Origin of the sequence: Novosphingobium sp. FKTRR1 (genome assembly GCF_020404405.1) — a bacterium.
Lineage (GTDB): Bacteria > Pseudomonadota > Alphaproteobacteria > Sphingomonadales > Sphingomonadaceae > Novosphingobium.
The window spans coordinates 13,310-34,353 of record NZ_JAIZDA010000016.1; the positions used below are offsets into that span (position 1 = coordinate 13,310).

Here is a 21,044-nt window from a genome sequence, read left to right on the forward strand (position 1 = left end):
TGAGATTTCAAACCGTTTCCAGAGCGGTAGCCAGTAGTCTGGGCGATGTGCCCGAAACCCTGCTGGCCGATCTACGCGCCAGTTTCGAGTGCCTGATTAGCGCACCTCCTTGCTCTGCTACCGAGGGCGTGCTCAAACTGCGCGCGGCCTGCGACTACTTTACCGACCTCGTGCCGGTCGAAGTGATCGAGTCGATTATGGGTGAATGGGTTCTAGCAGGCAACACACCTCAGTAACGCGTTTCCCATTTTCCTGTTCGGCTCTGGCGATAATTTGGGATCGCAACACATCAGCAGGAACGCCCTGATAGATGTGCCGCGAGCCGTCCAAGAATGTCACCGTGACATTGCGCTTTCCCTTTTCAGGAGTTGGTAAAGCATCCATCTGCAGGCCGTACTCTGCGCAGCCTTTTGGGTCGCAACCAACTGCTTTACCGGTCCAGCGATCAAACCGAATATACCCCCAAGGCTTATCAATGACCTTGTATCGGTTGATCACTGCAATGGCCGCTAGTGCCAGCAAGGCGGCAGAAACCAATAGGCCAATGAAAATTGATCGCCTGCGAACCATTGATGACCCCCGAATCAACCGGCGGGACGCTCTAGCTTTTTCGTTTGAGCATCAAGCCCAAACTCACCGTCCAAGGAACGTGCTCTCGTACCATCCTTGAGCACGAATGAACGCTGCCCGCTCGTCGTCCGTCAACTGCGCCACAAATGCAGGCCGGTCCTTGACCGGGATCGGACCGAGCGGCGCGGCGCGCTTCATCATCGCGGCATAGTCTCCGCGATCGACGCCCAGCTTGACCATCTCCGTCAGAGCCTGCCGCGCAGCATCCTTGTCACCGAACTTGAGAGCGGTGCGGAAGTCGCGCATGGCATCGCCGCGCTTGGTGGTGAAGCCGCCTGCAAATTCCTGTCCCTTTTCCCGCTTGAGCCAGTCGTAGGCGACCGAACGCGCGGTGTTGTAGGCGACCTCTCCGGGGTCGCGGCGATAGATCGCAGCTTCCTGCCATGACCGGCCATAGCCGCGTGACGGCTTGCCCATGGCGAGGTCGTATTCATTCTCCATACTGAACGTCGACATGAGGTTCCGCCACGGATCGCGATTCTGCCGGGTGTTAAACACGTCAGGCCACAGTTTTTTCCCTGTCGCGGCTTCGACCGGCACGGTGATCATGGGTGTGAGGGAGGTGGCGACCTTGTTGATCGCAGCCTTCGGTGCGGCAGTCAGCACGTCCATCAGCGACCCCCGGCCCAATTCGTAGGCCTGTGCTGCTTTGCCGATGTCGCCAAAGCCGAACCAGCCCAGCGCATCCGACAAAGCGCCCTGGGCGCGCATCGAGATGATGTTGCCATCGCTATCTCGGCCAAGGATGACATGCATCTGTGCCTTCTGCTCGTCGGAGAGTTCGTCTTCCTCGTCGCCGAAGAACAGACCATTCCAGAGCGCCATCATCCCATAGATCGCCGCCATGCGGACGAACATCCAGGCCGTAGCGCGTGCGCCAGCAGCAGCGCCCAGCGCGCCGCCGGTTGCAAAACCTTGGCCAATGCCTTGGGAATAGGCGTTGGAGGTCAGGCGCCAGTACCGCTTGGTGTTGATTTCCGTCCATGACCAGAACGGGATGGCCGTCTGACGCAACCATCCGCCGTAGTGGCTGATCGCAGCGTAGTCGCCCAGCAGGTCGCGGGCGAGCAGGGCAGCCCGGTCCTGCAGGTCGGGCACGGCATCCACCATGCGCGGCACCGACGCGCCATAACCCACGCTGGCTTGGCTCTCGCCGCTCTCCAGACGGTCGGCATAGTCGAGGTAGGAGGCATAGCGCAGGACGTTCTCACGCCACTGCGTTGCGCCCTGCAGCGCGCCCCATACCTTCTTGAGCGGGAGGATGGCGACCTTGCTGATCGGGCCGCGCGCTTGGTCAGCCTGGAACTTCTCGAACGGGGCAAGCTGGTGCAGGTCGGGAATCTCCTGAATGGACAGGCCGGAGTCGAACACGCCGCGCGCACGCGCTTCCTCGTACCGTGCGCTGGGCTTCGCCTTGCCCCGCATGACGGCCGACAGTTCCTTGGCAGCATCGCCAATCCGGCGCAGCGAACGCGGGTTGCCAGCCAGCACCGCGTCAAGATCGCCAGTTGCGTTGTTCAGGTTGTATTTGAAGAACCGGCGCGGATTGATGAGAACCCAGCGCTTCCAGAGTTTCAGCGGCTCTTTCATCAGGTGATCGAACAGCCCTTCGATGTTCTCACGGCGCAGGTTGCTAAGGGTATCAGCGACTTCCTGCGGCAGGATCATCGTGTAGCGCTGGCCACCGACGGCCAGAGCATTGCGCGAGGACTCAAGCACGGCGCGGAGCATGGCGGGATCGATGCCTTCGGGTGCCTCCAGCTTCTCCATCATGCCATCGATGACATGCTCGGGGATCGTCTTGACCGTGAACAGCAGGCGTCCTTCGTCGGGCTGCCATGTGCGGTAACCCTCGGGCGCAAGGCGCTTGGTCAGTTCCTCGGCATTGTCAGGGTTCACATAGCCCTTGCCCAGCACAGCCTTGGTCCAGGCGCGGCGCTGGCCGATCGCCTTCATCACCATCGCTGCGCCCATGGCGCCGGGCTGGTCGGTATCGAGCATCCACGACAGGAAGGCGAAGGGCGGCTCGGTGCCCATGCCCTTGCCGCTCTCGATCGCGGCTGCGGCCCGCGTGAACTGGCGCGGTACTTCGATCTCGCCATCCTCCAGCGCAGTCTTCACAAGGTCGAAGCCCATGGCGATCTTCTGGCGGAAGCCCTTTTCCTGTTCGATCAGGGTTTCAGCCTGTGCGATGTCCTGCTTGCTGCTCAATTTGCTGGCGATGGTTTCCTGCGCGCTGGCGATGACAGCCGCGACCCCAGCCTTGTTGCTGGCCTTGGCCTCGCTCTGCAGGCGACCAAGGATATTGTGCTCGCTCTGCTTGATCCACTCGATGGTCTTGGCGACGGGAATATCGACCAACGCCTTGTTCAGCCAGTCGAACTCGGCTTCCAGAAGGTTGGCGTTGATGTCGAGCGTTGACCCCATGCGCTGCGCCCACTTCGGGGTTTTCAGCTTCTTGCCGGGCGTGCGGGCATATTGGGCCTGCGCGCGCGCGTATTCCAACACCTGATGCCGGTAGTACGCGGGGTTCTTGATCTGCTCTGCTTCGAGCACGCCGACGTCGACCAGTTCCTGTGCGATCTTGCGGTTGACCAGCTTGCGCTTCATCGCCGCTTTCCACACGCGCTTGTCGGGCTGGGCTTCTACCAGCCGGTCGATCTTCGCCTTCTCCGCCATGAGCGATTCGCGCGTGAACCCAAACGGCAAGTCGCGTTCGTTGGCCGCGTCCCAGGCGAGGTCGTCCAAGATCACCTTGCGCGTGAACAGGTCGAGGTCTTCGTTCGAGAACCCGGCGACCATGTCGTCCAGCATCTGCACCGTGCGCTCTCGGGCGAAGTCTGGCGCTGCCTCGATCGCACGCAGCTTCTGTTGGAGCGCGGCATAGCGCGGCTCGTTGGGCAGCGCGATCCAATGCCGGGTCATCCCCGACCAAGTGCGATCTGCGAACTCAGTCACGCGCTGGCGCAGCGTTGTGGGAGCATTCAGGCCAGCCTTGGCATCCTGAAAGCGCCGCTCGGTTTCGGCATTGTCGAAGGCTGGGGTTTCATCGGGAATGCTGGCCTTGGGTTCGCCAGCCGATTCTTGCCCGCTTTCTCGCCCGGCGATGATACCGTTTTCCACGGCGCGCATGACGCTCTCGGGCGTCGTGAAACCGCCGCCGCGCAGCGCCTGCCCGATCGCACGGAACATCTCGGCCAAACGCTCAAACGCCTTGGCAACGAATCCCCTCTCCTGGCTACGCCCATCCGACCAATGGGCGAACATATCGGCCACCGCTTCCTCAAACTGCCCTTCGGTATCGAGGTGCGGATACCGATCGCGAATCGACGCCATCAGACTGGTATCGGCTTCCGCGCGCTTGGTCAGCGCCGTCCACTCAGCAGGCTTGAACACGCCAGTTCCGCCAACTCTGCGCAGGTGGTGGATGATCTCGTGGTTGAGGGTAAACATCTTCGCCTGGCGCGACTGCAAGGCGATGCGAATCAGCCCCTGCCAGTATTCGCCAGCTACCTTGGTCGGGAGGCCGTCGCGATTGATCGTGCTGACAAGTGCCAGTGCGACCTTGCCGGAAAGCCCCAATTGCCGCAGTCGCGCTTCAAGGTCCGCCACCGTCTTGGCGTAGCGCTCACGCTCCGCGCGTGCCTCGCGGCCCAACTCCTGATCTTCAAGGTCACGCTGGCGCAGGCTTTCAGGTGCATCCTCAACCGGGATGCTCTGTTTGGTTTTTTCCTTTTCAGCCAGTTCGGTGATGACGTCCTTGAGCCGATCGCGCTTTGTCGAGAGGTCGTCAGCTTGCGGCCAAGGCTTTTCAACCTCGGTTTCCAGAGGCCCAATTTCATCCTGCGCGCGATCGGCCGAACGCTGCTCGATCTTGGCAGCAGCCCGGAAACTCTGGGGATCTAGACCATCGACCACCTTATCGATCAAGGCGCGCATCATGCTGACAGAAGTACCATCGCTCAACGATTCGCGGCTGATTACCGCCCGGCCGTCCTCGTTCAGCGCAGAGAGCGTCACGGACTTCGTCTTGCCGTAGCGCGACTCGGCAACGTCCAGTTCAACCGCGATGCCGTTGATCGACATGCCATCAAGCGTGAACTCGCCCTTTGCCTTCGCCGCGATCGTGGCCCGTGCCGACATGACTTTGGCGAGGTCCATGACGTGGGTGAAGGTTTCGCCGTCTGACGATCCCTCGAAGCCGGGCGTGCCAAACGCGGTGCGCAGCGCGTCCCCGATCTGGTCCTGCGTTGTGACCTTTTCGCCACCGACCTCGATTGAGAATCTGGCCTTGGGATCGTCACCACGGATTCGTGTGATTGCCGCCTGGGCAGCTTCGTCGGCGGCATCGCGGGTCGAGTATGTCTCGCCCTCGACTGTGATCGACCTTGCGCCTGACCGCTCGCCCACAGGGCCAGCCGCAGCTTCGACCTCGTCGGCGAACTTCTCGTACATGGCGATGCGGCCGGGCGCGCTGGAGACCGTGCGCTTGCTCTGCGCCAGCTTGGCGCGAAGGGCATTCTGGCGATTGTTGAATGAGCGCTGCTGCAGTTCCAGTTTCTTGATCGCGGTATCGAGTGTCACGCGCTCGATCATCATCGGATCGCCGGTAGCCAGCGCCGCCATTTCCGCCATCGACGCGCTTTCCTCGTCCTCGAACTCCATCGAGAACCAGCCGTCGTATTTGCGGATACCGTTGATCGCCTTCAACTTGCTGGCGTTCAAATCCCACATCTTCGCATCGACTGTGCGCGCGGTCGTATAGGCGATGACGTCTACGGCGAAGTCATCGCCGTACTTTTCCAGCAGCTTGTTGCCCTGGCGGACAATGCGCCCCTCGCGCTGCTCGATGTCGGACGGCTTCCACGTCACGTCGACATGGTGCAGCGCGACCAGCCGGTCCTGCACGTTGGTGCCAGCCCCCATGCGCGGAGTAGAACCGATGAGTACCCGCACATCGCCCTTCTTCACCAAATCGAACAGGTCCAGCTTCTGTTGGTCGGTATTGGCCTCCTGCACGAACCGGATTTCGTTTTCAGGGATGCCATGGGCAATAAGCTGGCGCTTGATCTCATCATAGGCATTCCAGCCGCCCTGCACGGCTACGCGCAGCGACTCCATTTCATCGGGGTTGTACTTCTCAAGGTCATCAAGCAGCTTGCCCTCGGCCTTGTCATCGCCGCTGCGGACTGCCTCTGCCAGTTTTACCTTGAGAGCATCGTAGGCTTCGACAACCTTCTCGTCACCCTTGGCCTTGGGCACCGAGCGGTCGAGGAAGATGATCTGCGTTCCCTTGTCCGCATCCCATTTCCGGTAAATCTGCGCCACCCGGTCAGTGACGGAGCGAATTTTCCCTCCGGTCGGCGGCGCTTCGTTGCGCGGGTTCACAGCGCGAGGGTCGAGCGATACCTTCCGCGCGCGGTCCATCAAACGCAGGCGCTCGGCATTGCGCTCCTTGGGGTCGCTAATTCCAGGCAGCGCACGGAAGTCATTGACCACTTCGGTAAGCATACGCGCCGTGACCTCGTCCGGTTGCACAACGATAGCTTCGCGGTCACCCTTCCCAGCATTGCGCGAGGCAACCTCGGGGATCGGGAACTTCTTGCCGGGATTGTCTTCGGCATAGGCCGACTTGATGTCGTCCATCGTCACAGCGTCCGCGACCGAATAATACAGGTCCATGAGCGTGCGCATGTTGTTCCACTCGCGGCCCAGGCGGTTGACCTCCTTGACCCCGCCGGACTCCGTCGGCTCCCATGCGGTGCCGTAGCTGACGAACATCGAGCGCCAGGCGTCGAAGTTCTCGATGCCCATTTCCTTCATCTCCTGCGGCACGAGGTTGCGCAGGAGTAGGTACATTTCCGCAACGGAGTTGCTGACAGGGGTGCCGGTCAGGAACGCGGTGGACGTTCCCTGCCGCTCGGCCAGCGACCGCACTTTCAGGTGCAGGTCCACGGCCTTCTGCGAGCCGACCTTGTTGCCCATGCCCGAGACGTTCTGCAGCCGCGACGAATAGGCGAGGTTCTTGAACTCGTGGGCCTCATCGATCGTCAGGTCATCGATGCCCATTTCCTCGAAGGTCAGCAGGCGGTCACGCTTGGCGGTGCGCAGGCGGGCCAGCCGTTCTTCCAGTTTCTTCACCAGCCGCTCGGCCTCGGCCACGCCCATCGGCTTGCGCCAACTCTGCATCCCCGATTCATCGGCAGCCTTCTGCGCTTCGCCGACTGCGGCAACTGCCGATGCCAGTTCTTCGGTAAGGTAGCGGTCCTCGGTCGCCGGATCGAGGTCGATGAACCCGAACGAACTATGGCCGATGATGACCATGTCGAAGTCGCTTGACCCAATACGGGCAAACAGCCGACGGCGATTTTTGCGCTCGAAGTCGGCCTTGCCAGCGGCGATGACATTGGCGCCGGGGTAGAGCGCCTTCACGTCCTTGGCCCACTGCTCGACCAGATGGTTCGGCACCACGATCATGGGCTTCTGCGACATGCCCATGCGCCGCCGCTCCATAATCCGGGCGATGGCCGTGAAGGTCTTACCCGCACCGACGACGTGATCGTAGAGTACGGCCCGGTCGGTGATCCCGCGCCAAATGCCGTTCATCTGGTGGCGGCGCATCTTGATGACCGTGTCGGGAACCTTGCCGAACAGTTTCAGGTGAGAGCCGTCGCGCTGGCGGATCAGGCGGGTGTTGAACTTCTCGTTGAAGATGCCGACCAGGCGCTGGGCACGGTTTTCCTCACTGAACGCCCACGACAGGAACTCGTTGTGAATTTCCGAAGCCTTCTGCTCACTTTCTGCAGTCGCTTCCTCATCGGTATAGGTCTTCCCATCAGCATCTTTGCGCTGGACCTTCATGCTCTGCGTATTGAGCAAGCGCGAAACGACGGCTTCGGTTGGGTGCGCGCCGTTGCTGGTTGCCCACTGCACGGCAGGCTTGCCGTCAACGATGACGGAGAAGGTGTTAGTGACGGGCGAATAGCTGACGTGCGCCTTCGAGAAGCCAAGGTGGCGATAGAAGTCGGCATAGACGTCGCCGGGAATCCATGCGCTGCCGATGATCGGCGTGATCTGCTCCATCGTCCAATCCTTGGGCATGACCGCCTCAAGCGCTTTGACGTTGGATTCCAGCCCGGCCTCGCGTGCCATGTTCAGCTTGCGACGGACGAGTCCTGACAGGTAAAGGTCGCGCGCCTCCCAGCGCCCGGCCTCGGGATCATAGAACGCAGAAGGTTCATCGCCAGCCGCCAGCGCCTTGGCAGCGCCAGCCTCGTCGGTGCCAAGCAGCTTCGCCACTCGGCCAAGGTCGATATGCCCGAATTCGGAAAGGCTGATACCGACCGCCTCGGCAGCATTGTCCGCGCGCTCTGCGATCTGCGGCGGCATGGCCACGCGGCGAGAAAGGATGTCAGCTTTCTGCACCTTGGGCGCGCGGGCAGTGCCGCCATTGGTTTCAGCCGCCAGCGCCAGCGCGCCATCCGGCATGAGCATGGCGACCTTGGCATTCTTCGCGTCGTTCAGGTTGCCATGCTTTTTGACGAACGCGTCATAGACTTTGTTCAAAGCCTTGCGGTTCAGGTCGATCATGCCATCGGTAGCGCCCTGCGTTTCGAGCACGAGTTGGCGCTTCATCGCCTCCTTGATCGGCAGCATCCCGCGCAATGCGGCGATGCGATCTTTGCCCCAACGATCCTTGGCAGGAATATCGGACTCGCTCTGGTAGGTGATCGTCTCCTTGGCATTGCGGTTCGTGACCCGGCCGTTGGCATCCTCGATCTTCTTCGGCTTCCCGTCAGGTCCGACAAGGTCAACGGTCTTCTGCCACTTGCCATTCACATCGAGCGTATAGTCGCTGGCGAATGGGGTATTCTCGGTCAGCGTGATCTCGCGCTTGAGCGCCTTGCCCATGTCGCCGCCATCGATGTCGACAACCATCTTGAGGTTGCCATCAAGGTCGATTTGCACCGCGCCGACTTCGGCTCTGCGCGCGGACAGGCGCATGGCATTGGCCATCACGTCAAAGTGGGTGGTGGTGCGCGCAGCAAGGCTGGTCGCCGGGCTGCGCTGGGGCAGGCGGGACACGGCGCGATCAAGCATGGGCTTGAACTGTGCGGGATCATCCAGCGTCACATTCAGGTCGGACCGCATATTCATGGTGCCGGTGGCATTGATCTTGCCGACGACCATGTCAGGGCGGCTCATGAAGTAGTCATTGGCGTTGATCTCCTCGCCAGAGCCAGCCGGGTCGGTGATCTTGCTCGACTTCACCCAGCGCGCGATGTCGGCCTTGGTCTCAAGCTGGCCTTGAACCATCTTATCTGCCAGTTTGCCGGTCTGCATTTCAGCAACCGCGGCAGTGGCAGCTTCGATCTCCGATTCCGTGCGCTTGCGGAAGAACAGCATGTCGGTGACGACTTCGGTGCGCGCATTCTCCTTGAACGCCGTATCGGGCAGGCGGATGCCGCCAAGGAACTCGGCCTTCTCGGCCATCGCATAGCGCGCCGACGGATCGAGCGAGTCCATGAGGTTGTGGGAGACGACCATCGCCATCAGCCCATTCGGTGCCACGGTATCGAGCGAGGCGAGGAAGAACTGGTTATGGATCGACTTGCCGTTGAGCGCGGCATTGTGCGGGAAGTACAGGCTCTCCCGACCGAACGGTGGATTGCCGATCGCCAGGGCGAACTGGTTCTTGGGCAGCGGCAAATCCTGCAAGCCGGAATGCACGATGGTAGCGTGCGGATACAGTTTCTGCGCCATGCGCGCGGTGAGGCTGTCGTACTCGACTGCGAACACCTTGGTGTCGCCGCGCAGCGCCTCGGGCATCAGGCCAAGGAAATTGCCGGTGCCGACGGAAGGCTCAATCATCGCGCCGCCAGCAAAGCCAAGGCGGCGAGTAGCCTGCCACATGGCATCTACGACGGTCTGGCTGGTGTAGTGGGCAGCGGTGGTGGAGTTGCGCGCGGCCTTCAACTCGGACGGCGTCAGCAGTTCTTCCAATTGGGCGGCACGCTTTTCCCAGCCCTTTGCCACGCCCTCGCCATCCTTGGCACCGGCGACACGGAAGGCATTCTTCAACCCACCCCAGCCGACATAGCGGGCGAGCGTGCGTTGCTCGGCCGGGCTGGCGCGGCGGTTCTCCGCCTCGATCTTTTTCAGCGTCTCGATCGCGGCAATGTTGTCCGCGAACTTGACGCCCTCGGTCCCCTGACCAAGCGCCACATCATCGGTGATCGTGAAATTGGAGGCAGGGACGTTGGTGGGCGATGCCTTCTCGATCGCCTCATTGGGATCGGTAAGGGACTGCTCGCCAGCCGATGAAGGCTCTACTCCTCCTCGGCCTCGATCTCCGTCTCGGGTTCCGGCGGTAGAAGGATCAGGTCGGGCAGAACCATTTCCTCGGCCTCGTGCTTTTGCATCCCCGCCGACAGCATCAGATGCGCGACCTGCTCGGCTGCCTGCCGACTCCGCTTCTGCGCCATCTCGTTCAGCGTCCCGCTTTCCTGCAGGTCGCGATACATCATTGGCAGGAACTCCCGCCAATGATCCAGCGCCATCCGGGTGTACTGCAGTCCCAGCATCGACATTCTCCGTGCCCTCCTTAGCACTGGCAACGGGAGTTGTCGCCATATCCTCAATCATGGTCAGCGCGGCCTTGACGGCACCGGGACCGTCCATGTCGGACACGTCCTCGCCCGCGTCCTCCATCATGTCGCGCGCGCCATTGTACCAGGCGCGCAGGTACGGCTTGATAGCCGTCAGGCTGGTGCCCAGGTCATCGGCCAGAGCGCGCGCAACATCGGCAAATTTGCGGATGCCGCTCTCGATGTGGGCACCGGCCAGCACGACGCCGTCCATGAGCAACTCGGGGTCGATCCCCGCATTGAGCCGGTTCAGCTTTTCCTTGATGCGGGCACGTGCTGCTGCGACCTTGTCCTCGGTGAAAATCTTGTTGTTGGTGAAGCGCCCAGCCTTGGCTGGCTTGCCCTTTTCGATAGCATCGACAGCGACCACGCCGACAGCATTGGATGGGGTTGTTTCGGCGGCGGTGCTCATGGCTTCACTCAGGCGGCGCGCAGCATCGGCAGTCGCGGCCTTCTTGGCCGTTGGCGTGGACAGCGGTGCTGTGGGCTGAGCAGGTGTGGTGGATGCGGCATCATTAATCGCCTGATCCTGCAATTCCCGCGCGATCTTTTTGGCGCGATCATTGATCTCCTGCGCCTGACCGGAAAGAACATGGATTGGCCCGAAGGTTGCTTCACCACCTGCCCACGCCATGATCTGGTCGAAGTATTGCTCGGACACGCCATTCCGTACGGCTGCTTCCATGATAGCGCGGCGGACGGATTTCGGATCGGCCTGGTTACCAGGCATACCTACCCGCGTGACACCAGCGGGGCTGGCGATCGCATAACCCTGATCTTTGTCAGCAGGATACTTGCGGTCAAATTCGGCACGCGCATCGTCAGTTACTGGCGCATCCTCGGTCGCTGCCGAATGAGCGGCGGGACCATCACCATCTTCATGGCTTTCGATTACCTTGAGCGCTTCCTTAGCACCCAATACATCGCCGCTCTGAACTTGCCTGATCTCTGCTGCTTCACCGACTACACGGGCATAAAACCCCTCAATGTACGACTGGACAGGGTTGAAGCTAAAAGGCTGCATCCCTTGGGCCTTTGCGTTGGCCTCAAGATCAGCAACGATTGATCGCAGTTTTTCGATGGCGAAGGCACCACCATCATACCAGCCCTGCGCCAATTCATGGCCCGCTGGGCTTTCAGGATGAGGCAGACTGATGCCCTTGGTGCCGCTGCGAAATTGCGCACTCTTCCAGACGCGGCTGAACATCTCATTGTCCATTTCGACAATGGCTGGCCCATGCTTGGATTTTGGGGTGGTGCTCTCACCCTTAGTTTTGGCGCTGTCAGGCGCAGAACTCTGCGGTTTTTGGGTGCTGCTCTCGGTGCCCTCAATGACGGCGCGCAGCTTCGCCTCGTGCTTCTTCGAGACGACCCAGCCCTTTTCCTTCTCGTTCCAGAGCGGGCTACCCTTTTCCGGCAGCGCGGACGCGACCTTGGCACGCGAGGCATCGCTCTTGTCCAGGCCGCGCACAATCACCGACTTCTCGGTGAGGGATTCGACGCGCGGTGCGCTGCCGGTCTGCTGCACCGGGGCCTGCGGCTGCAATACGGGATGCTGGCCAGTCTTCTGGTCGATCGGCCCAACAATGCCTTCGCGCACCATGCGTGCAAGCAAGACTGCCGCTTGTGCCTGATGCTTGATACCCAGCTTCCGCTGGATCAACGATGCGGAGCCAACGCCTGCGCGCCGCACTTCATCGACCGCGCGCGCGTAGTCATCCTTCGATACATCGGGAACACCAGCCGGTGCATCGGCCCCGGTCCCGGTCGCCTGCTCCTCGGCAATCGGCTTGGTGCGCGGCTGCTTGAGCCATTCCTTGAACGCGCCCACCGGCATCGCGGTGACGTTGGCCATGCGCTCGCCGCCGCGCCCATCGCTGAACCCGGCATGATAAGCGGCCTCGGCCTCGGCCTGGCTATTGTAGCCAAGCATCGCCTTGTGCTCATCGAACTTGCCGGTGCCAGCGTGGTTCTGGTCCACGACATAGACCGTCTGCGCCTCGGGGTTCGGCCCGACATAGACGTCGACCTGTTCGCCGTCCGCGCCTTCGGTGCGCTTCACGTACCCATAGTGGTCGGGCATCGTGACGGCCCAAGGCTTGCCGTTCGGATCGGTGCCGCTGCGCTCGCGGCCCTTGGGTGTTTCGACAGTGATGTCGATGCCATGCACGCGCACATGGCCCTTGCGGTAGTTGCCCGCCTCCTTCTGCGCGTCGGTCGGATCGGCGACGGTGGATGCGGCCTGCTCGATGCCCGCGCGCTGCGCCAGCAGGGGCAGCAGGTCAGGGTTCTTGAACACCGCATTGGTCAGCGACTGCGGAGCATCGGTTTCGAGATAATGCGTCAGGGGCGCGGTCTTGCCGTCGGCAGCATGATTGTCGATCGCGCGCTGGTAATCCTGCACGGCGCGGCCAAGGTCGAGCGGCTTGCCGTCGGCTTCGGCTTCCTGATTGGCGCTGTCGAGCACGGCAGCCACATCGTCACGCGCGGCGACCTGCGATTCCGTCATCGACGGCCCGCCGAACATATCGTCCTGCATCGCACTGCCCGGCGCGCGAGGTTCACTCGGCGCTGCGGTGGCTTGCGCGCTGGACTGGCCCGGCGCTGCAGCCGCTTGCGCGCCGCCTTCGCCCAGCACGATGTGCCAGTGCGGGCCGGTCGCCCACTTCGATGGGTGGTTCACCTCATCGATGGATTCGAGGATCGAATAGCCCTTGGCTTTGAACCCGGCGACGAACTGGTCGAACGACATGCCCTTGATCGGAGCAACGTCCACGGCGGCTTTGCTGCGCTTGTGCCACGACGTGGGCGAGCCAACGCCATCAACAGGGCGGGTCCACGACGTCACCTTGGCGCCGGGGTACACTTCCTCCACCACGGCCTTGGCGTTGGCTACCGGGTTTCCGCGCTGGGCAATATGGGCTGGTGTGGCGGGTTCGGACTGGTCGGCAGTACCAAGGTCCAGAGGTGCATCGGCGGATTGGCGAAGCCCTGCATCGATCGCATCGGCTTCGGCCAGCGGCGCAGGCTTGCCAGTCGCCTCGGTGATCTTGACCCCGGCATCCTTGAGCGTGTCGAAGTGCTCGGCAAAGGTGGAGCCATCGTCCATCTGTACCGACAGGCCATGCGCGCGGCCCATGTCGCCCGCATCTGTGTCGAAGGCGTCCGAGACGGTGCCTTCGCGCACATCGCCGCCCGGCATTTCGATGCTGACGCGCTTGCCTACCGTCGGCATCCCGGCCGCCTTGAGGATGGCGTCGGCACTATCTTTGCCCGTGGCTGCCGCCATTTCGGCCTTGCCCTTGGCGATGATGTCCGTCGGGATCGGACTGGCCTCGTCCTCGGGCGTGACAGCGGCATTGCGGATGCCATCGAACATCTTGCCGGGCGCAATGGGGCGCGAGGTGATCCCTTGGCCTGCCAGCCGGAAGACTTTGCCAGCGCCATGAAGCCCGCCGTGCAGGCCTTCTTCGCCAGTACGGATTGCACCGCCAACGCCAGCGCCGACGATGCCGCTCTGCAAGGCCTGATCCAGCGCTTCGGTCCAGCTAAAGCCCTGCTTCGTACCGACTGAACCACCGGCGTATTCGATAGCGCCCTGCGCCGCCTCGGTCAGACCTTCTGCACCGCCCGCTTTAAGGATGCGGATGAGGGCATTCTTACCCTCGGCCTCGATGATGCTATCGAAGCCCTTGAGGTCAAGCAGCGCAGACACAGCGCCGAATGGCGCAGCGATCAGCTTGTCAGTGGTGCTGGCATCCTGCCGTCCGTCTCCTTCGGCGCGCGCCTGGGCAATCTGGCCGGTGTTGCTCAATCCTGCCGCGATGGTTCCGAACGGAGTTGCTGCTGCGGCAGCCATGGAAGGAAGGCTGGATACGCCCTGCTCTAGCAGGAACTGCGGCATGTTCAGAAGGTTGCCCTTGGCCTCCTGCCACGAAACCTCGCCATCGATCTTCGCGTTGGCCACGTCCTCGGCCCGGCGCGCTTCGTCGTTCTGACCGGCCAACCGGTGCATACCGGCATCAAGGGTTGCTTCACCGCGCTTGAAGAAGTCGCCCAGACGATCGATCGTACCGTGCTGCTCCCCAATGTCATTGGCACGTGCGGTCATCATCCGATCCGACACGGCTCGGCGCTCTGCCTCGGCTGCATTGGGGTCGATGCCTACGGCATCGCGTAGCGGCTGCATGGCGTTGTCGGCCGCATTGTATGCGCTCTTGATGCCCGCACCGATCCCGCGCAACGTCCGCTCTACTGGCCCACGCCCGCCGTCCAGTGCCTTGACCGGCTTGCGAAATTCCTGCGTTGCACGGTCAACAATCTGCTGAGGCGTTATGTCGTCGGGAGCGTTTGCATAGACATGCTGCGAGCCATCGTTGAACGTGACCGTGACGTTGCGGGGCATCGTGGCCTTACCAGTTGGAGGTCGAGACGGGCGAGCCGGGTGCGGCTGCCGAAGGCTTGGCTGGGGCACTGCCGCCAAGGAGGGCAGAGGCGTCGAGACCGCCGCCGGGCGCCGCCGGAGGGACAAACTTTCCGGGCTTGGAATGGCCAAGCGCTACGCCGGTTTTGCTGTAGGCCCAGATGGAGCCATCGGCTGCGATCTGCAGGTCACCAACCGTTTGACCAGCCAGTGCCAACTCGTTGGAAAGCGTGGATGCAGCCTTGGCCTGATCCTCAGTGATCTGCAGGCCGCTTTTCAGCCGGGCAAGCGCGGCATCATTGGTCGTGCGGGCCTTGTCCACGGCGATCTGCGAAACGGTGCTGCGCGCAGTGTGGCGAGCATCATTGCGGTCAGTCAGGTCGGCTTGGTTGGTCTGCTCCGTGATGCGATAGCCGGAACTAGCCTTGTCACGACCGGCGGTCAGGTCGCTCTGGTTTGCATCCTCGGTCATGCGGTTCTGGTGATCGACGCCCTTGAGCGCCAGTTCACGCCGGAACTTGGCATCTTCGGCCTGCGTTGCGGCCTGCGCCTCGCCCTGTTTGACCAGGCCAGCGCCAATGCCTTGGGTAAACCCGCCCAGGATATAGCCAAGGCCGCTCATGCTGCGCGCCCTTGCTTTATGCCGGGCATGGCATTGTTCAACTGACCAGACTTATCGGCCTGCACGATCTGGCCAAATTCATTGGCCAACTGCTGCTGATCGACGCGCGGACTGATCTGCCGGAAAATGTCGCCAGCGCGATAAAAGGCCTGCTCCAACTGCTTGTCATCGACATGGAGACCGGCAAACTTCTCGCCGTCGTTGCCCAGCACCTCGACCACTTCGCGGCCAGCATGGAAAATGACGTCGTCAGGAATGTCCTTGCCTGCCTGATTGGCGCTGGCATCGAGGAACAGGCCAATCAGCGCAGCGGTCGCGCCGATGTTATCGACCGGGTCATGCGGGTCGATGGGCGGGTCAATTGCCTTGAGCATGTCTTGCATCTGCGGCTCGTACTGGCCCTGCAGGTGTGCTGCGACGGACTTGGACATCTGTCCGCGCTGGTCGGCAGGATAGATAATCTCCAGCGCATTGTTCACGAACTTGTCGTAGACTGCTTGCTCCTCGGGACTGGCCTGCGACTGCGAGCCATCGCCGTCGCTGTCGTTGTCCGCGCGCTGGTCGCCATCGCTGTCGGGGTCGCCTTGGGCGGTGACATTGTCGTTGGCAGGCTCGGGCGGGTCTTGCGGCCCACCTGCGCCACCCATCTGCTGCTCACCCTGCGCCATGCGCTGCTTGATGCCTGCACCGATGCCGATCATGGTTCAGTTCGCCTTCTGGATGATGCGACCCGTCATGGGGTCGATGGCAAAGTAGGGGGCACCGCTGGGCGCAATGGTCGCGAAACCGCCGCCCGTGCTGCCGCTGGAGCCGCCAAACCCGGCATAGTTCTCGCGGATTTGCGCATCCTGCCGCCGCGCTTCGGCAGCCTGCGTTGCCGACATGATGCCGCTGCCGATGCCCTGAATCGCCATCCCGGCTGAAACGGGGTTGGAGAACACGCTACCCAGCGCCTTGCTGGCAAAATCGGGCAGGATGCCTGAACCGATGGCCGTAGGGGCAGCGGCTGCGATTGCGGGTGCAGCGGCGGATACCGGTGCTGCTATCGCCGTACCGACGGCATCCAGCGCGCCGGTTGCTGCCGTCGTGCCAGTGGTCGATGCCGCAGTCTGGCCCGCCTGTGCTGCCGTCGAGGCTGCCTTGCCTGCGGTGCCCAGCACCGAGCCTGCCGCACCAAGCACGCCACCTGTGACAAAGCCTGCCGTGGCACCCTTGATTGGATCGCCTCCTGTCGCGGTACTCAACAGAGCACCGGTCAAAGCGGATTTCCCAGCCGTTGCCAGAACCGCTGTCATGCCTTGACTCAGACCAAGGCTCGCAAAGACGCCCGGTCCGAACACGCCAAGAGCCGCGCCGCCGGTCAGCACTGCCGCACCAATGGCAAGCGCGGGCAATGCGATCTTCTTTGCCACGTTGACGACAGACTTGAACGCCTTGCCGATCGCCTTGAAAACGCCGCTCATGGCTGCTCTGCCTTTTTCCTGAAGTTTGGGTTGTCGCGCCGGAAGACCGCACCGCTGCGGGCAAAGCCCATGCGCTCGTAAACCGGCGCCATGCGCTCGCCTTCGGGCAGCGCGTCGGAGTGAGAGAGTTGGACTTCGAGCACGCGCGGATTGCGCTCTGCCCAGCTGATGAATGCAGACAGCAGCCGCATTGCGCTGAGCGGCGGGGCATTGTCCTCGGCCACCAAGAACATATCCTGAGCGCACAGGGCTGTGCCGATATGGTAGACCCGCGACAGCACGCCCACCACGAACGCTACGATGACGTTCTGATCGTTCTCGATGACCATGACGAGCGCGCCGCCGTCATGCTTGTTGCCGTTGCGCTGGATGGCCTGCGCCAGCATGCGCCGGGTGTACGGTACATCGACATCACCAGCGTCGGCGAACCGACTACGTGGATGCTGGTGCTCCAGCATTTCCGTCAGCCGGATCGTATCGGTCATGCGGGCGGGGCGCATGGTATCAGCCCCAGTTCAGGCCGACGCCGTAAATCGCGCCAAGCTGCTGCTGCTGTGAGTGCAGCAGTGCCGAAATGTCATTCTGTGCTGCGTTGCGCGTCTGCGATGGAATCTTGTCATTCTGCAGCGTGTTGGAGATGCCCTGGCTGTAGTTGCTGCCAAGCTGGGCCATCGTGCTCGCGTATGCATTGCGATCGGTTGAGGCGATCGTGTTCTTGGACAAGTCGCGCTGACGCGTGTCCTCCATGGTCGCCAAATTCATCTGGTGCGCCTGCTGCGCATCCTGGCTGGCGATGGTCGCGGCGGTGCCGATGCCCGCGCCGATGGCGCCGCTGGTTGCGATGGATGAATTGATGAGGCCGCGCCGGTTGGCGCTGGCCATGCCCGCCCCGATCGCCTGCCGCATGATCGGTGAATCCTGCGAGGTCATCGTTGCCACGCGCGCTGAAACGCTCGCGTCCTCGGGAGTCCATTTTCCGGTGCTATCGTAACCCATGGCCACCCCCGCTTGCAGTGGTGGGGGTTATAGCAGTCGTATCGCAATACGACAATCATTGACGCATGGCGGAAGGATTGCTCCGCCATGCGATGCAAATTGGATCAGAGTGCTGTTTTCACATCAAAGATGGGGCATGCTTTCGATACACCCGGCCAATCTCGATGTCCCAATACGATGATACCGGGATATTTGGCTCGGTACTCGGCTACCAGCCGCCGGAGTGTCTCGCGCTGTTTCGGGGTGCGCGTGTCCTTGGGCTTGGCCCCGGTATTCAGCGTGCTGGTCCCACCGACATAGCAGATGCCGATGTTGCCGGTATTGTGGCCAGCAACATGCGCGCCTTTCTGGTCATCGCGCAATGTACGGATGGCATCGCCATCCAGTTCAACCACCCAATGGTAACTGGCCTGCCCGAACCGCTGAATGTCCCAGCGCGTAACTTCTGCAGCGCTGTTGTCGCGCCCTTCCGGCGTTGCAGCACAATGGATCGTGAGGTGAGTGATAGGGGTCATTCGCTTTTCCCTTGTTTCTTCAACCTATCAAGGAGGTAGTGGGCACGATCCAGCACGTCGGAATCTGGGGCGAAGCGCTTGATCTCATTCCAAAGCAGTTCGATCACGGTCAGGTGCGTGCCTCGCCGCTCCAGTGCGTCAATTTCACGCATGCGGCAGTGCTCAAGTTCAGCTTCGATCCGCTTGAAACGCTTCTCGACCTTGTTCCAAATCCACGTAATCGCACCGCCACACAGGGTAATGGCCGGGACAGCAGCCACGATGTTTTCAACCAAATTCGAAGTGCTCATGTCTGCCCCCCGGCCTTTGTAATGCGATGAGTCAGCAGCCGGTGACGTTGGTGATGATGCCGCCGCTGATGGTGAAGGTGCAGGAGCCAGCCACCTTGGTTCCGGTAAAGCCCGCCGTGCCGTTGGCGTAATAGCCACCAGAGGCATTGACTGTGCCCGCGCCAGACTGAACCGTGGTGCCGACGCTGAGCGAGCCGCTGACGAACTGGTTGCTGGCGTTGTAGATGCCCCATGGCCGCGTGATCGTCACATTGGTGCCAGCGGTAGGCGCGTTCTGGATGTAGAGGGTGGCTGCGTTGGTGTAAGTCGTCGCAGCGCTTGCGGCCAAGGTCGCCTGGCCGATGGTGTTCGAGTGCGCCGACGCGACCGTGCCGCTCGACGTGGTATCGGTCAGCGTCACGCCGGTTGGAATCTGTAGTTCAGGACCAGACGTTCCCCACGCCGCCAGCGAGCGTGATGCACCGATCTTGACGCCACCGTTGAACGAGGAAGCGCCACCGGCAACGTAGAGCGCCCACGCATTGCTGATCGTCACGCTCGAACCAGCCGCCGGTGCGCCGCCGATATAGACGGTTCCGGCATTGGTGTAGTTTGTCGCAGCCGTGGCGGAAATGGTGTCCGACGCAAAGCCATTGGAGAAGGCCGATCCCACGGTTCCCGAAGACGACGTGTCCGTCAGGGTGGAGTTGACCGATGCGAACTTGGCACCGTTTGTCCCCCAGGCACTGGCTGCACGGTTGGACCCCACAAAGATGGTGCCACCAACAGTTGCAGTCGTGCTGAATGCTGCAGAGGTTCCACCAGTGCTCCCGACGACTGTCAGGTTGCCGTTGACCGTCTGGTTGCGACCAACGTACATGCTGCCGCCATTGTAGATAGCCCAGCTACTTCCAACAGTACCAGTCCCAACATATGGATCATCTTCAACGTAAAACTGCGCAAGGTTTGTGATTGTTGCGCCATTTCCATAAAAGCTATCTTTTTGAATTGCGTAGATAGCTTGAATGGGAGTTATGCCGCTGGATTTAAGATCAGTAATAGAGGCGGCATCAGTCGCAAAGCGCAGGCCATTTGCACCCCAACCATTGCCAGTAAGGGGGGTGCTTCCCTGTTTTACTTCGAGAGTGCCGCCAAGATACGTGTTGCCGGTAGCCACCTGGAATGCATAGGGCTTCGTGATCGTCACGCAACCACAGCCAGCGGTAGCCGTCATGTTCGTGCTGGCGACCGGCGTATCGAGCGTGTCATTCAGCAGGTACGTGCCAGCATAGCCGATGCCCGACAGCAGGTTCATGACCGTCGTCCCGGCGGGAACACCAGTGCCGCTGATATACTGGCCTTGGCCGACGATGATCTTGCCCGACGTGACCGAAGTAACCGTGAGCACGTTGCCGGTGATCGAACCCACGAAACTGGCGCTCGATGCATCATAGGCCTTTGGTGGACCAGCAATGCGCAAGGTCGCAGCCTTCGCAAAGGTCACACCTCCGACACATGCGCCCGTGCAATTCGCGTCAAGCTGTGCAGCATCGAACTCCGTGGTCGCCGTGTCACCCGTGATGGTCGAGCCGCCTGTGTAGGCATCGATCGCACCCGTCGTGGAGTTGTAAACGCCATAGTCCTGCAAGCGCGATCCGGTCACATGCAGGTACGGTGCCTGCGTGCCCCATTGCGGGATGCTCTGCGTGGTGGAGATGAGCAAGCCCCCTGCGTTCTGCGGGCTGCCGGGCGTGGCGATCGATGCGAACATGCCGACGCGACCATTGGCCACGTAGAGCGAATAGAGGTTCTGGCGTCCAGCGCCGTTGCGAGCAATGAACAGGTTGTTCTTGTTCGACGCGGTATAGGAGGGAATATCCACCGCCGCGACTGGCGGTGATGGAATATAGAGCGTTGCCGCGCCCAAATAGCCCATGGGATTGTCAGCCGCCAACGTGATCGAACTCATCGAGTTGGTCGCGAACACGCCCTTGTAGATGTTGTCGGTGCTGGTCGGGGTGGCTGCGGTGTTGGTGAAGGTGCCTGCGCCAGTGCGCAGCATGATCCCTTCGGAGATGAACCCACCGCCAACGCCAACGGCCACCGTGCGCGGAGTCGTCACGGACCCTGCGATGTTGAGCAGTTCGTTGCTGTCCTTGGGGTTCGGACCGATCAGGATTTTGTCAGCACGGAACTTGCTGGTGCGCAGCGGCCCCTCCGTTGCGCCGTTGACGCGCGCAAAGATGCCGTCGGTCGTTGTCCATACGTCGCCGTTTGCAGGTGCAGTCGGTGCTGCACCATGCGGAAGATTGACGCTGGCGCCAGCCGTGGTCGGCACACTCGTGCCAAGAGTGGTTCCGGCCGGAAGCTGCTTCTGCACGCCGTTGATGACAACGACGGGCTTTTGGCTGTCAGCAAGCGCAGGTGATGCAAGCGCGATGCTCAAAATGAGGCACGCGAAGCGATGCCAGTTCTTCAT

10 protein-coding genes are annotated in these 21,044 nt (G+C 61.8%); all 10 read right to left on the reverse strand.

The window, feature by feature from the left end; genetic code table 11:
• Positions 1 to 195: 195 nt before the first annotated feature.
• Positions 196 to 570, reverse strand: a complete 375-nt coding sequence (locus LDN95_RS14970; RefSeq protein ID WP_226018400.1) for a hypothetical protein — start codon at positions 568 to 570, stop codon at positions 196 to 198.
• 63 nt (positions 571 to 633) lie between these two features.
• The gene (locus LDN95_RS14975) at positions 634 to 14,682 is read right to left on the reverse strand and encodes an SNF2-related protein (protein WP_226018401.1); all 14,049 of its coding nucleotides are present in this window, start codon (positions 14,680 to 14,682) and stop codon (positions 634 to 636) included.
• Between the two features lie 7 nt (positions 14,683 to 14,689).
• A complete protein-coding gene (locus tag LDN95_RS14980; protein ID WP_226018402.1) occupies positions 14,690 to 15,322 on the reverse strand; it encodes a hypothetical protein in 633 nt (210 codons plus the stop codon).
• Positions 15,319 to 16,023 carry a hypothetical protein gene (locus tag LDN95_RS14985; RefSeq protein WP_226018403.1) on the reverse strand — a complete coding sequence of 235 codons (705 nt, stop codon included), beginning with the start codon at positions 16,021 to 16,023 and terminating at the stop codon, positions 15,319 to 15,321. Before LDN95_RS14985 ends, LDN95_RS14980 begins: the two co-directional genes overlap by 4 nt.
• A gap of 3 nt (positions 16,024 to 16,026) precedes the next feature.
• On the reverse strand, positions 16,027 to 16,785 hold the full coding sequence (locus LDN95_RS14990; RefSeq protein WP_226018404.1) for a hypothetical protein: 759 nt from the start codon (positions 16,783 to 16,785) through the stop codon (positions 16,027 to 16,029).
• A complete protein-coding gene (locus LDN95_RS14995; protein WP_226018405.1) occupies positions 16,782 to 17,270 on the reverse strand; it encodes a hypothetical protein in 489 nt (162 codons plus the stop codon). Before LDN95_RS14995 ends, LDN95_RS14990 begins: the two co-directional genes overlap by 4 nt.
• 19 nt (positions 17,271 to 17,289) lie before the next feature.
• On the reverse strand, positions 17,290 to 17,691 hold the full coding sequence (locus LDN95_RS15000; protein WP_226018406.1) for a hypothetical protein: 402 nt from the start codon (positions 17,689 to 17,691) through the stop codon (positions 17,290 to 17,292).
• A gap of 194 nt (positions 17,692 to 17,885) precedes the next feature.
• The gene (locus LDN95_RS15005; protein ID WP_226018407.1) at positions 17,886 to 18,296 is read right to left on the reverse strand and encodes an N-acetylmuramoyl-L-alanine amidase; all 411 of its coding nucleotides are present in this window, start codon (positions 18,294 to 18,296) and stop codon (positions 17,886 to 17,888) included.
• A complete protein-coding gene (locus tag LDN95_RS15010; RefSeq protein WP_226018408.1) occupies positions 18,293 to 18,586 on the reverse strand; it encodes a hypothetical protein in 294 nt (97 codons plus the stop codon). The genes LDN95_RS15005 and LDN95_RS15010 overlap by 4 nt, the downstream gene beginning before the upstream one ends.
• Before the next feature lie 31 nt (positions 18,587 to 18,617).
• Positions 18,618 to 21,044: a hypothetical protein gene (locus tag LDN95_RS15015; RefSeq protein ID WP_226018409.1), complete on the reverse strand. Its 2,427-nt coding sequence runs from the start codon at positions 21,042 to 21,044 to the stop codon at positions 18,618 to 18,620.

Excerpts from the sequence above, each read along its gene's own strand:
- LDN95_RS14975 (WP_226018401.1), bottom strand. The coding sequence starts at position 14,682 with ATGCCCCGCAACGTCACGGTCACGTTCAACGATGGCTCGCAGCATGTC.
- LDN95_RS14980 (WP_226018402.1), bottom strand. The coding sequence starts at position 15,322 with ATGAGCGGCCTTGGCTATATCCTGGGCGGGTTTACCCAAGGCATTGGC.
- LDN95_RS15010 (WP_226018408.1), bottom strand. The coding sequence starts at position 18,586 with ATGAGCACTTCGAATTTGGTTGAAAACATCGTGGCTGCTGTCCCGGCC.
- LDN95_RS14985 (WP_226018403.1), bottom strand. The coding sequence starts at position 16,023 with ATGATCGGCATCGGTGCAGGCATCAAGCAGCGCATGGCGCAGGGTGAG.
- LDN95_RS15005 (WP_226018407.1), bottom strand. The coding sequence starts at position 18,296 with ATGACCCCTATCACTCACCTCACGATCCATTGTGCTGCAACGCCGGAA.
- LDN95_RS14970 (WP_226018400.1), bottom strand. The coding sequence starts at position 570 with ATGGTTCGCAGGCGATCAATTTTCATTGGCCTATTGGTTTCTGCCGCC.
- LDN95_RS14990 (WP_226018404.1), bottom strand. The coding sequence starts at position 16,785 with ATGAGCGGCGTTTTCAAGGCGATCGGCAAGGCGTTCAAGTCTGTCGTC.
- LDN95_RS14995 (WP_226018405.1), bottom strand. The coding sequence starts at position 17,270 with ATGACCGATACGATCCGGCTGACGGAAATGCTGGAGCACCAGCATCCA.
- LDN95_RS15000 (WP_226018406.1), bottom strand. The coding sequence starts at position 17,691 with ATGCGGCAGGCGATCGGGGCGGGCATGGCCAGCGCCAACCGGCGCGGC.
- LDN95_RS15015 (WP_226018409.1), bottom strand. The coding sequence starts at position 21,044 with ATGAAGAACTGGCATCGCTTCGCGTGCCTCATTTTGAGCATCGCGCTT.